This window comes from Acinetobacter sp. CFCC 11171, assembly GCF_003268405.1.
GTDB lineage: Bacteria > Pseudomonadota > Gammaproteobacteria > Pseudomonadales > Moraxellaceae > Acinetobacter > Acinetobacter amyesii.
The window spans coordinates 190,592-202,289 of sequence record NZ_LQXP01000002.1; the positions used below are offsets into that span (position 1 = coordinate 190,592).

21 protein-coding genes and 1 tRNA gene are annotated in these 11,698 nt (G+C 38.4%); 15 read left to right on the top strand and 7 right to left on the bottom strand.

Annotated elements, in window-relative coordinates; all coding sequences use genetic code 11:
- Positions 1-3 precede the first annotated feature (3 nt).
- Positions 4-498, bottom strand: coding sequence for a hypothetical protein (locus AVJ20_RS02395; RefSeq protein ID WP_111884007.1), 495 nt, complete (start codon positions 496-498; stop codon positions 4-6).
- Positions 499-703: 205 nt separating this feature from the next.
- Between AVJ20_RS02395 and AVJ20_RS02400 the strand changes: the two genes are divergently transcribed.
- Positions 704-910, top strand: coding sequence for a hypothetical protein (locus tag AVJ20_RS02400; protein WP_111884008.1), 207 nt, complete (start codon positions 704-706; stop codon positions 908-910).
- On the opposite strand, the gene AVJ20_RS18585 is transcribed toward AVJ20_RS02400, so the two are convergent.
- From AVJ20_RS18585 to AVJ20_RS02430, 6 genes are all read right to left on the bottom strand, one after another.
- Complete coding sequence (locus tag AVJ20_RS18585) at positions 907-1,242, bottom strand: hypothetical protein (RefSeq protein WP_228157142.1); 336 nt, start codon at positions 1,240-1,242, stop codon at positions 907-909. The genes AVJ20_RS02400 and AVJ20_RS18585 overlap by 4 nt on opposite strands.
- Positions 1,232-2,158, bottom strand: a complete 927-nt coding sequence (locus AVJ20_RS02410; protein ID WP_111884009.1) for a hypothetical protein — start codon at positions 2,156-2,158, stop codon at positions 1,232-1,234. The genes AVJ20_RS18585 and AVJ20_RS02410 overlap by 11 nt, the downstream gene beginning before the upstream one ends.
- Before the next feature lie 5 nt (positions 2,159-2,163).
- Positions 2,164-3,201: a DGQHR domain-containing protein gene (locus AVJ20_RS02415; protein ID WP_111884010.1), complete on the bottom strand. Its 1,038-nt coding sequence runs from the start codon at positions 3,199-3,201 to the stop codon at positions 2,164-2,166.
- A complete protein-coding gene (locus tag AVJ20_RS02420; protein ID WP_111884011.1) occupies positions 3,182-4,060 on the bottom strand; it encodes a DNA-methyltransferase in 879 nt (292 codons plus the stop codon). The genes AVJ20_RS02415 and AVJ20_RS02420 overlap by 20 nt, the downstream gene beginning before the upstream one ends.
- A gap of 133 nt (positions 4,061-4,193) precedes the next feature.
- Positions 4,194-4,409 (bottom strand): KTSC domain-containing protein, encoded by a 216-nt coding sequence (locus AVJ20_RS02425; protein WP_111884012.1) that lies wholly within the window; start codon positions 4,407-4,409, stop codon positions 4,194-4,196.
- Between the two features lie 110 nt (positions 4,410-4,519).
- A complete protein-coding gene (locus AVJ20_RS02430) occupies positions 4,520-5,173 on the bottom strand; it encodes a LexA family protein (protein WP_111884013.1) in 654 nt (217 codons plus the stop codon).
- Positions 5,174-5,279: 106 nt separating this feature from the next.
- Here AVJ20_RS02430 and AVJ20_RS02435 point away from each other — a divergent pair, with 106 nt between their 5' ends.
- The 14 genes from AVJ20_RS02435 (at position 5,280) to AVJ20_RS02495 (ending at position 11,669) form a co-directional block, all read left to right on the top strand.
- A complete protein-coding gene (locus AVJ20_RS02435; protein WP_111884030.1) occupies positions 5,280-5,468 on the top strand; it encodes a hypothetical protein in 189 nt (62 codons plus the stop codon).
- Between the two features lie 9 nt (positions 5,469-5,477).
- Positions 5,478-5,834, top strand: a complete 357-nt coding sequence (locus tag AVJ20_RS02440) for a helix-turn-helix domain-containing protein (RefSeq protein WP_111884014.1) — start codon at positions 5,478-5,480, stop codon at positions 5,832-5,834.
- Between the two features lie 62 nt (positions 5,835-5,896).
- Positions 5,897-6,676 (top strand): HNH endonuclease, encoded by a 780-nt coding sequence (locus tag AVJ20_RS02445; protein ID WP_111884015.1) that lies wholly within the window; start codon positions 5,897-5,899, stop codon positions 6,674-6,676.
- A complete protein-coding gene (locus tag AVJ20_RS02450) occupies positions 6,669-7,622 on the top strand; it encodes a hypothetical protein (protein WP_111884016.1) in 954 nt (317 codons plus the stop codon). Before AVJ20_RS02445 ends, AVJ20_RS02450 begins: the two co-directional genes overlap by 8 nt.
- Positions 7,619-8,362 carry an ATP-binding protein gene (locus AVJ20_RS02455; protein WP_111884017.1) on the top strand — a complete coding sequence of 248 codons (744 nt, stop codon included), beginning with the start codon at positions 7,619-7,621 and terminating at the stop codon, positions 8,360-8,362. Before AVJ20_RS02450 ends, AVJ20_RS02455 begins: the two co-directional genes overlap by 4 nt.
- Positions 8,359-8,787, top strand: coding sequence for a hypothetical protein (locus AVJ20_RS02460; protein ID WP_111884018.1), 429 nt, complete (start codon positions 8,359-8,361; stop codon positions 8,785-8,787). Before AVJ20_RS02455 ends, AVJ20_RS02460 begins: the two co-directional genes overlap by 4 nt.
- On the top strand, positions 8,784-9,029 hold the full coding sequence (locus AVJ20_RS02465; RefSeq protein ID WP_111884019.1) for a hypothetical protein: 246 nt from the start codon (positions 8,784-8,786) through the stop codon (positions 9,027-9,029). Before AVJ20_RS02460 ends, AVJ20_RS02465 begins: the two co-directional genes overlap by 4 nt.
- Positions 9,026-9,196, top strand: a complete 171-nt coding sequence (locus tag AVJ20_RS18400; RefSeq protein ID WP_171319173.1) for a hypothetical protein — start codon at positions 9,026-9,028, stop codon at positions 9,194-9,196. Before AVJ20_RS02465 ends, AVJ20_RS18400 begins: the two co-directional genes overlap by 4 nt.
- Positions 9,193-9,531 carry a hypothetical protein gene (locus AVJ20_RS02470; RefSeq protein WP_111884020.1) on the top strand — a complete coding sequence of 113 codons (339 nt, stop codon included), beginning with the start codon at positions 9,193-9,195 and terminating at the stop codon, positions 9,529-9,531. The genes AVJ20_RS18400 and AVJ20_RS02470 overlap by 4 nt, the downstream gene beginning before the upstream one ends.
- Positions 9,524-10,003, top strand: a complete 480-nt coding sequence (locus AVJ20_RS02475; protein ID WP_111884021.1) for a RusA family crossover junction endodeoxyribonuclease — start codon at positions 9,524-9,526, stop codon at positions 10,001-10,003. The genes AVJ20_RS02470 and AVJ20_RS02475 overlap by 8 nt, the downstream gene beginning before the upstream one ends.
- 4 nt (positions 10,004-10,007) lie before the next feature.
- The gene (locus AVJ20_RS02480) at positions 10,008-10,313 is read left to right on the top strand and encodes a hypothetical protein (protein WP_111884022.1); all 306 of its coding nucleotides are present in this window, start codon (positions 10,008-10,010) and stop codon (positions 10,311-10,313) included.
- Positions 10,314-10,323: 10 nt separating this feature from the next.
- A complete protein-coding gene (locus AVJ20_RS02485) occupies positions 10,324-10,815 on the top strand; it encodes a hypothetical protein (RefSeq protein ID WP_111884023.1) in 492 nt (163 codons plus the stop codon).
- Between the two features lie 207 nt (positions 10,816-11,022).
- Positions 11,023-11,098 (top strand) — tRNA-Arg (locus AVJ20_RS02490).
- Positions 11,099-11,279: 181 nt separating this feature from the next.
- Positions 11,280-11,669, top strand: coding sequence for a hypothetical protein (locus AVJ20_RS02495; protein ID WP_111884031.1), 390 nt, complete (start codon positions 11,280-11,282; stop codon positions 11,667-11,669).
- Positions 11,670-11,698 lie beyond the last annotated feature (29 nt).

Here is an 11,698-nt window from a genome sequence, read left to right on the forward strand (position 1 = left end):
GATTTAAACTTGTTGACCTAAACGCAGCTTTGTTAATTCAATAACAAGCTGGTATTCCTGATTGAATTTACCTTCATGGCGCTTATTCACAGCGTCTGTAAATTCTTCCAGCGTTCCGCTAAAGCAGCCACGATTCACTAAAATCCCACCGTCTTTATTTTTAAATGCGGTGTATGTACCGTTTTCGCTACCGATAATTGAAATCCAAAATAGATCTGTGCGCTGTTCGATCTGAGCGTTGCCATAAACCCAAGCGTCGCCAGAAACCTGAGCGTTGCCATAAACCTGAGCGTCGCCAGAAACCTGAGCGTTGCCATAAACCCAAGCGTCGCCATCACAATCCAAGTTGCCCTCAGACTCGATATAACCACCCAGATCACCAGCAGCAACTAAAGTATCGATTGCTACCAACGCGCGGATGCGCTTTAAAGTACGCCCATCCCATGTTTGAACCGTATCGTGATCGAGTAGTTCGTATTTTTTGTTTGTCTGTGTCATAATGACCTCGCAGTTTGCAAAGCACATCGGGGGTAGAAGATCGATGTGCTTTTTTGTTGTTTACGAGAAAAATATTAACCTTAGTTAATAAAAAGGTCAATAAATAAATTAACAAAAGTTTATAAAAATATTAACTAACTTGTTAACTATGATTTAATAGACAAAAGAAAACCCATCACAAGGATGGGTATAAAGGATCTATAACATGAAAATAGTACAGAATCGTAAAGAATGGCGTCATATCACCGTGATGCGACTAATAGAGACCTTAAAAGTTGATGCTAATATTGCTATTGAAGAGGCAAAGAAGCTAGAAAAATATGTTTTTCAAAATGATTTCATTGTAGAAATTCAGAATGAAGAGCAGAAAGTGGCTCTTGAAAATTTAATCAAGAGCCTTAAACGAGATTAATCAAACACACTGGTAGTTTTGCTGTTTACTCTTAGGCAGTAATTAGACTCGGCTTTATTGATATCTTTAACGGCTTGCTCGTAGGTTTCAACCCAAAGATTTGCATTCGTGATATCAGAAGCAAGAGGGTCCTTATCAGCAATTCTGGCTTTGGTTAACTCAATAGCTAAAGCGGCTTTAATTTCAGGTTTCATATTTTCTCCGATAGTTATGGATGTTTTGAGAACAATGTTGGTGCAGAGTCTCAACTTCATAATATCAGGGGAAATATGGATTTTTAAAAAAGAAAACCCACCGTGGTGGTGGGTTGGGTGGGGTTTGTTAAAAGTCATCAATTAACTGATCTAACCAATTTTTTTGATTCAAAATCTGGATCAGATTAAATGAATTATTAATTTCTTCAAACTCTTCATTAAATATAGAAGGTAAGCTTGGTTTTATCTTATTTAATAAAAAATAGCAATTTCTAGCCAAGATGAAATAGAAATAAATAAGAGAATTATCTGAAGATTTATCTTTCAAATCTAATTTAGCATAAATATCAGGAGTAAATCCTTTAACCCAAGATAAGTCATCAATACTTATGCAGTCTTTAGTTAAATCATCAGAATTAATCCAAAAATTATTTAAATATTGAAGTTGATGTCTTTTAAAACCAATAGCAGTCTCATCAATTTCATCTATAAAGGCTAGGAAATGTGGGTCAAATGGTAAATTTTTCGATGTATTCAATATGCGTTTTAAAATCAACCATATTTCAATGTGACCGGGTTGCTTATTTCCAATTTTTATAAAGTTAAACATACCGTTTATGGATTTTTCTTTACTAGGATAAATATCAATTATCCAAAAAGACTCATGTAACTTTTTAGGTGAGACCCAAATACCTAGATAAAGGAGAATGCATCTTGCCCAAAATAAACATCCATTGTATGCAGTTACTTCAGCATAACTATGTTGCCCACTATTAAGATCACGCATAAAGCTCCTTCCAGTAACCAATGCTTTATGTACGAGTATGTTGCTTTCGTTAATTAAAGAAGTGGGAATAGTTACTTCTGAAATATGCCTTTCTTTTTCTGTTTGATGAAACTCTAATTTATCTTTTAAAGACTCTAGAGTATCTTGAACGGGAATAGAATCATTGTTATCAACAAGGTGATAAGACCAAATATCTCCTAAAAAAAGCCCATTTCTATGTTTGAGCTTTTTTAGAGATAAATCTATAGGGTGTTTAGATTTACTCATGTGATTTAGAATAGTTTAATTTTAGATTCACTACCACCATGGGTAAAACCATCTTCAATAGCATTAATTAAATCAGTACCAGCTCTTTTTTCAGCATCTGAGCCTGTTCCTGCTTTTTCCCAAGAAGTAAAATTAAAATCAGTATGATCAATTTTAAGAAACCCTTGTTCAACAGTTTCAATAGTAAATGTACTATTATATTCTTTGGCTACCCATTGAAAAAAAGTTGGTAAAGCATTTATTAATGCCCCAAAGCCTAAAGTTTTAAAGAAAATATTCTTTTCAGCAGACTTAAAAAAATCAGGTTCATATTTGGATAAGCCTTTATAGTAATTGTCTAGAATGATAGCTACTTCCTGACTGGTATATGTTGCAAAAGCGCCTTTTCCCTCCACTAAATGAGGATGCACTTTTCTAACAAAGTTGTTAAGGGAAATTTGACCTTTTGATGGTGAAGATGTAACTGCAATTTTTTCAAAAAATATACTTTTAGGATTTTTTCTGAGCACATCTGCAATATCTACAGTTTTTTCTTTAGCAACTTCTGTCGCAGTTTTTGCATTTAATGTTGGTATTTGTCTTTTTAGGTCTAAGTATAGAGAAGCAGGGACACTCTTCGCTTCTTGGTTAATTGTAATAAACTGCTCGACTTGATCACTTTCACTTAAATTTAGAAAAGCAATAACAGCCAATTCAATATCGATTCCTTCATCCGCTGCTAATTTAGCTCCTCTTAATCTATGTTGTCCATCAATCACCCATCCAGCGTTTGTTTGATCAGGAATTGTAATAGTGGACTCGTTTTCATCAAAAGATGAATTTTCGAATACAACAACTAGACCTGGAGCTATTGGTCTTTGCTTTTGAGTTATATATTTCGAAATTGCTTTAGCTCTCGAAATTGATAGTGTTCGTTGATATCCTGTATCTTTATCATCTTCACGTTGATTAATAGCAACTATTTCATATAATTTAGAGGCTTTTATCTTAAAAATGTATAGAGAGTTATCTTGTTGTTGAAATTTAATTGCTGGAATTTTCATTTAATGCTCCATTAATAAAAGGATCTTTTGCTACCGATCCGGCATTTGCAGGATCAAAAATGGGTTTGTCAATTTCTCTATATTTAAGTAGGCCTATTTCAGCATCATTTAATCTATTTTTTGCTATTTCGTAATAATTTGGATCAAGTTCAATACCAACAAAATCTTTATTTTCTAAAATGGCCGCAGCACCAGTTGAACCAGATCCCATAAATGGATCTAATACAATTCCATTTCTAGGACATAATGCCTTAACTAATCTCTGAGCGAGTGCGATTGGGAATTGGCAGGGATGGGCAGTTTTTTCCATATGGTTGGCTTTTACATTTGGGATTGCCCAAACATCACCAGGATTTTTTCCTAACGGATTACCACTATATTCTCCCTTTTTGGGACCTTTATAATATTTTTTACCAGGGTATTTCTGCTTTACTCGAACAGCATCTAAATCAAAATAACAACTTTTACCTTTAGAAAACCATAAAATTGTTTCATGACGACCACTAAAACGGTTTCTGCAATTAGCACCATGCTCGAAAGTCCAAATAATTCTATTTTTTAGTTTCATCTCAGGACAAACACGTTTAAAAATGTCATAGACAATATAGTCTAAAGGTACAATTTCATCTTTTAAAACATGATGGCCGACTTGCCAACATACCGAGCCACCTAGTTTAGTTTTTTCACAAATTAACTTGATTACAGGTTCATTGATTTCAATAAAACCCTCAAGTGTAGTGTGTATGTCATATGCCTTACCTATACAGTAAGGTGGAGAGGTGATCGTAAGATCAATATGACCATCTTCTAGCGTTTTCAAGATGTTAATACAATCATCATTGAATATTTCAAAAGCCATACTTGGTACTTACCATAAATAAAATAACAAAGATTATGAAAGTAGGAGAATAGATCTGTTGAAGCTTTAAAGCAAGCCTCTAAGGACTAATAATTAAACATCCCGGTATAACCCAACAACTCCACCTTTTCAATCACCCAAAAAGTTGAATCCGCTTAAATTTCTTATTCGCTTCTATATGAGTTTTATAAAATTTATCTCTATCTTTTGAGTTAACAAAATCTTTAAACGTGCTGGCTTCAAGAAGCTTGTAAATAAACCTCTCGCCAGTCTTCATTTCCACTGTTAATAGATGCCACTGATAAGACACGCGGCTAATCTTGTGGGAATTGATCTCAATTGTTTGCATATCATGTTTCCCTATAGTGGATATGAGTCAGTTATTTTGATTAAACAACCCAATAACCCAATAACCCAATAACCCAATAACCCAAGCACTTATGCTTGGGCTTTTGTTGTCTAAATTTTTCTATATAACCCGACAACTTTACCAACCAACCGACAACCCTCGGTTAATTTAATAACCTTCTCATCCCACTTAGGATTAAGGGGTTGTAGGTATTTAGTTGTACCTTCAATAACCAGTTGCTTGAAAGTGGCTTCATTGTCACCTGTACAGGAAACAATAACTAAATCACCTGTTTTTAAGTCACTTACTTGAAAGTCAGGATTTACATAAATTCGGTCTTCAGGCTCAAATTTTGGTGACATTGAATAACCTGTCACAACAAGACCATAACCATTCTTCCCGCATTCTTTAATTGGTGGTAGATATTCATCCACCTCCGCATCTCGCAGTACAGTTTGGATTGGTGTAAATGAGCCCGCCGCAACCCATGAAATTACTGGAATAGGGCGGCCTTCAATTCGAATTTTATTTGACAAATCGACATTGCTATCGAGTTTTTTCGGCAACCCTCTACCGGTTAAAAGCCAATCATCAGTTACACCAAGATAGTCCGCAATTAATTTTAATTTTGCAGCCTTGGGCTCACTTTCGCCATGAAACCATTTCCCTGCTGCGACATTTGACACACCTGCTGCGCGAGCTAAATCCGCAGGCTTGAGGCCTTTTTCATTTAATTTTTGTTGAAGGCGTACATGGAACGACATAGTAAATCCAGTAAATCAGATCATTAACTAATGTTAATGCATAGTATTGAAACAGTGGTTAACATATGGTAACTTTGGTTAATTAACTATGGTTAAGTTTATTAATATGAAAACACACGACCTTATGAAGCATTTTGGTTGCAAAACCAAAAAGGAGCTTTCTCAAAAAACAGGTTTCTCAGGCGTCACTTTGTGGAAGTGGGAAAAGCATGGCATCCCACCGAGCACACAAGCAATTTTCGAGATTCAAACCAATGGCAAATTAAAGGCTGATTTACAGCCTTTAGCAGTTTAGTGAGTCGCTATGAACAAAGTATCAATTGAACCATCTGCAAGCGCCAGAAATAGCATTTCTCGGATTTTGCAGGCGCTTGCAAATAGCAAGCAAAGCGAATTGGCTGAGCAGCTAGGTGTTGACCCGAGCACTCTTTCAAGAATGAAAACAGAGAAGAAAAACAATGACTTGACGGAAATTGAAACTTTTTGCGAGTTGTTGAGTTGTCTTGGTCTAAAGATCGTGCCGAAGGAATATCAAAGCATTGATAAATCACGAGTTGAAGCATTGCTTGTGATGTCGAAGAGCTGGATGAACCGAATTGAATCTGTGGATGATTTATTCCATGACGAGATTAGCGTTCAGAAAGAAAAATTAGGGTACTAAAAAACCGCTTCCTGCACGAACAGGAAAGCGGTTAGTAATTCAAATAACTGGAGTCATTGAATATGCAAACAAATTTAACACAAGATGGTGAAAAACCAAAGCGCAAGGCGATTGGTGACAAGTTGCGTTTTGAGGTTTTTAAGCGCGATCAATTCAAATGTCAATATTGCGGAAAGGCTTCTCCAGACGTGATCTTGCATGTGGATCATATCAACCCTGTAAGCAAGGGTGGTGATAACGATATTTTAAATCTAATTACATCATGCCAAGACTGTAACTCTGGGAAAAGCGATCGACTTCTCTCTGACACAACGACACTTGATAAGCAAAGGAAAATGCTTGAAGAGCTTGATGAGCGAAGAAAGCAATTACAAATGATGCTTGATTGGCGTGAAGAGCTTAAGGGCTTTGATAATGAGGTTGCTCAAAGTGTTGCTGATTATTTTGAGCAGCATATTGGTGGTGCGGCAACTGTCAATGATGTAGGGGTAAAAAGTATCAATAAGTGGCTCAAAAGATTTGAAGTCTCAGAACTGCTGCAAGCAATAGATGACTTAAATCCCATCTACACAAAAGATAAGAATCTTGATGCATCGGCAATGTTTGAAAACATCCCGAAGGTTGCAAATTTCAATAGAAAGGGCGATGCAGAAAAAACAGCATGCTATATACGCGGAATCTTAAGAAATCGCATCTCATATGTTGATTATCAAAAATCCATCGCTTGGCTTATTACTGCGCTTAACAGCGGTGTGGATGAGGAAGAGCTAAAGGAATTAGCCAAAACTGTAAAAAATTGGACTCAATTCCGAGAAGCGATGGAGGATATTTTAAATGGCTAGAGCGCGCAACATTAAACCTTCATTCTTTTTAAACGAAGATATTGTTGAACTTCCATGTGAAGCACGACTCTTGTTTATTGGATTGTGGACACTTGCAGATCGTGAGGGGCGTTTAGAGAATCGCCCCAAAAAGATCAAAATGTCTCTTTTCCCTGCGGATGACATAAACGTTTCGGAACAGTTATCTAACATTTCTAAGTATGGTTTTATCGAGTTATATAACGTTGATGGCATAGATGTTATCCAGATAACAAACTTTGTGAAACATCAAACACCGCATGGATTGGAGAAAGATAGTGAACTTCCTGACCAAAATGGTGTGTATACCGTTTATTTTCGAAACACTAAAAACAAGACTGTAACAGGTAAACCTCTATACCTAAAACAGGATCAATTGGCAGATTTCTACGCCAAAACAGGTGTATTTGCTCCAAACGACCAAAATCAAGATGCTGAAAACAGTTTTCAAGAGTCTTGTGTAGGGGCTAACAACTCTAAACCTTTAGTTAGAGAACAGGATAATAACAGTTATCAAACTGTTTCTATCTTAGACCAAAACGCCCTGAATCCTGAATCCTTTAATCTGAATCCTGATTCACTGAATCCAAAGATAACGGAAGATCTCCGTTTTGTTTTTGATCTCTCTGTTGTGAACACAAAAATCAAACTTCGTGGCCTACAAGAAATCTCTCAAGAAAATCTGAATAAACTTCAAGCTGACCTGCAAGCTGAATACGGACACAAAAACCAGATGGTGAAAAACCAAGTTCTTGGAAAACTTGTCCAATGGGTTGAGCGTAGACAGCAAACCCCTTTGAACACATCAGGAAAGGCTACAGGCCGTATTCCCGAAAAACAAAACTCTCGCAACGTAAACGATGCATGGGGTGAAGTTCAGCAGTATGCACCTGCCAGTGACAACATTGAATTGGAGGATTTGGTATGAACGCATCAATCCTGAATACAAAAATTCAAATGAGTGCTGAGTTCTGTGAAGCGCACAAGGTTCAAAAAGTTCGAATTGGGCAAACAGCAATTTGCAAGCAATGTGCTTCAGAGATTTTAAACAAAGCTCACAAGGATCACGAGGTTGAAGTAAATCGCATGGTTCGCGAAAAGCATTTTGAGGGGGCTAAATTACCAGCTCGTCATGCGAATAGCGGCTTCAAAGATTACATCGTAAAAAACATTGGTCAGCAAAACGCTAAGCAACATTGCACAGCATTCACAAAGGACTTCAAGCAAGGCGTTAACCGTAATCTGATCATGGTTGGTCGTACAGGCACAGGCAAAACACACTTGGCATGTGCTGTAGCTCGAAACATCTTGGAGTCACGCAAATATGCTCGTTACATCACTTCGGAAGATATGGGTAATGAGATTGCGAATGCTTGGAAAAAAGCAGATGACAATGAATCAAACGCAATTCACCGATTCACTGAATATGACCTGTTAATTCTTGATGAATACGGCTTGCATGACCGTCATGAAAATCGTTTGCAGCTTGTACATAAAGTTTTGTATGCGCGTTATGACGCAGCAAAGCCAACGATGTTGATTTCAAACATGACAATTGAGGATTTGCAAAAAGATCTGGGGGATCGTCTTTGGTCTCGTTTTCAGCATGATGGCCTGGTGATTGTCGAATGTAATTGGGCAGATCAACGTGTAGGAGGTGGGGTGTGAAGCAAGCAGAAGATACTCAAACAATAGACATGTTTGGCTTTGCAGACATTTGGGAACCTGAAAATCCAATGGATCGCGTGCCATGGCATGCGCGGAACTATGAAAAGGGGCCTGAGTTTTATCTAAAGTCCGAAGTTGAGCAACTGGAAATTATAGAGCGCATCAAAGCTCGAATACTCGCAGCCATGACTGATGAATGGGTGTTTATCGATTTTGATTATTACGAAGGCTATCGGTTCTTGTGTCCGTTTTTATACATGGAATTGCGGAGAGAAGGGAAGTTGCAGTGCCGTAGATATTATTGGGGTAAATGCGATATTGATTACATGCCAGATGATTGCGATGTGTTATCTGGTGAGCATGATCCGTTAGGTGGTAATTGTGGCTACAACCATCAGTACCGTTTGGCAGGAGGTACAGCATGAACACAAAACCAAAATACATTGAAACAGAGTTGGGTCGGGAGAAGTTGTGTATCGAGTGCCAAGAGTACTGGCCTTTGGATGATGAATTTTGGTGGCATCGAAATGTGAAATTGCTGCATGGAAGAGTATCAAAACGATATGAAGCAGCTTGCAAGAGTTGCTACAACGTGCGCTACAAGCCGGGAAAAATTAAAAACAAAAATCATATCAAGTCCACGCATGAACAAGGAGTAGCAGCATGACACATCACGACAATCACAGCTTGAAAACCTTGCGTGACAAGCTAAACGGCTCAATCCAGCACGATGAGGATGAAGAAGTGCTGCAAGAGGAATGGAATCGCACTCATGCGGAAATGGAAGCGCTTAAGGCGGAAGATGAGCGTAATTATGTGGAGTTTGGGCGATGAAAAAACGTCAGATCAAAAAGAACAATTTGAAAGCTATGCAGCTTCTTATGCAACTTGATCCGCGATTTTACAACAAGGATGCTTTTAGTGTTGAAGATGGTATTTGGTGCGCTTGGTGGCAATGTGGCGGTTACGACGTTGAATGGGATTATGAGCCAGCATTTGAACAACTCCAGATGAATTTGGAACACCATTTATCAAAGTGTGATTTTGTTGAAACTGGTGATGTTGAGTGTCCAGTTAAGCTTGTGTATGAGTTCACACCTGACTTAAGTACAGCGAAAAAGGTTTTTGACCTTGCCAAACAGCTGATTAAGCGAGGCACCCATGACTAACCGCATGACAGCTGCTCAATATCGAGCAGCCCAAAAGCCCAAAAAGAAACGCAATCCTGATCCAGCACCTAAAGTGCCAGCACACCTAATCAAAGGTTTTGCGAGTGATGGTTTATTTGATGGTGACTTGCTCAAATGTGAAATTGAAATAGTGCCGCCGTCAGTCAATAACTACTGGATCAAGGGATTAAATAAAACAAATCGACTAAGCCTCCGTGCAAAGCATTTTACGGCTGTTATGAAGCGTTTTATTAATCCGTGTAGGTACGATGGGAGAGTGAGCGTAAACATTCAATACGCGCCACCTGATGCGAAAACAAGGGATATCGACAACATAGTGAAGCCTATCTTCGATTCGTTATCGAAATGCGGTCTGATTTTGGATGACAAGCAAGTAAACCGGTTGGTGGTCGAAAGACTGCCAATTGTGAAAGAGGGGAAGTTAATTATTTACGTGGCGAAGATGGGGTGAGGGAATGAATTTAAAAGACCGTTATTTAATAATCCGTAGAGCACTAATTATTGCCTTAAATCCAAAGACTGAATGTGTGTTGATAAAAGTCGGGGAAAAGTCAGGACATGCCTACAGTCGAACAATCTTTACCAACAAAGAGAAAGCAACCGAATTTTTCACAAATGATGCGATGGATACATGGAAGCAGGGTGCCACAAATGCGGAACAATTGGCTAAACGAGTAACTGGTTTTGCAAAGATGATTCAAGATGAATGGAATGTTGAGCATCCAGAAGATAAAGCAAATTTTGTGAACGAAAAAGATTAAGGGGATCAGGATGAATGCGGAAGTAACAATCATAAGCGCAGTGGACTGGTCGAAGTTTGATTTAGAGGGGTGGCTTTATCAGTTTGGCGCATGGATGAATAGCGTGTCTGGTGTGTGTGGTAATAGCGTCAATCCGATTGCTGTTGCTATGGATCAGGCGGTTGTAAAGCGGCGCAAGTTTAAGTTGGGTGTGAGAAAGACTCGTCAAATTATTGCTGATTCTATGCTGTCAGAGGAAAAGCCAAAATTATGTAGAGTTGGAGTGGTCTGTGAGATTGATGATAATGAGGCTCGGGCAGTACAGCGTTTAATTCTGGATATGCAGGGCCAAAGTGAAATCATGGACGAGTGGATGGATGCGATTATCTGTCGTTATTTTTATGGGAGCTCATGGTCGCAGATGTGCAATAAAAATCGTACAGGTGTGGATGCGAAGTTTGATGTGAAATGTGGTCTAGCTGCACTACATTGTCGATATGGATTTATTGCATATGAAAAGTGAATAGTATTTGACCTTGATCAAGGCATCTGTTAAATTCATGGTATAGTGGCGCGAAGTGTAAGTAAGTCGCACTACTGATAGGAAGCTCATCGAAAGGTGGGCTTTTTTAATGCCCTGAGAAATGTTTTTTGTGTAAGCAATATCAGGGCACCTATGGCGGTTCCTATTAATTTCTAGTGGTTTTTAAATTGATTACCGCCACCCAATGCGCTCATGGCAGAAAGGATTATGCATCGGACTTCTATTCCGACTTATGTGGGTTCGAATCCTACTGGGCGCGCCAATATTAAGGAGAATTACATGCTCCAATTTTTAAAATGCTTATTCGGCTTTCATGGTGCGACGGAGATTGACCACACAATCGATGGTGATGAGATTAAAGTTTGTCGTAGTTGTTTGAAAGAAATTTAAGAACCCCGCCAATGAGTGGGGTTTATTTTTGCAAAAAAAAGGAAAACAAAATGATGAAAACTAAAATAATTGCGCTGGGTTTAATGTGTGCAATGGCTACTGCTGGTCGTTCTCGAGATGCTCAGGTTGCTTCACGCAACCTATCTCATGCAGCAGACAACTTTCAATTAGATCGACGAATCGTTTTTTATAACGGTGTTACTGGTGATTATGTTCTAACAATTGAAGGCAAGTGTGCCTTTGAAGCTGTTAGTGAGCGAAAGGTTGATGTGACCTGCAAGACCAGCGATACGGAATTTAAAAAGCATTCACTAGGCATTTCTGACAATGTGACTTACTTTTCCGAGCAGCTAAATAGCAAAGGTGTCAGCACCTACCAGTACAAAGTTGATTTTAGACCAAGCGTTATCATTCCTGATGTAGATCTGAAGTTACCCAAATAATTCGCCGGACGTATTACGGCACACAAAAG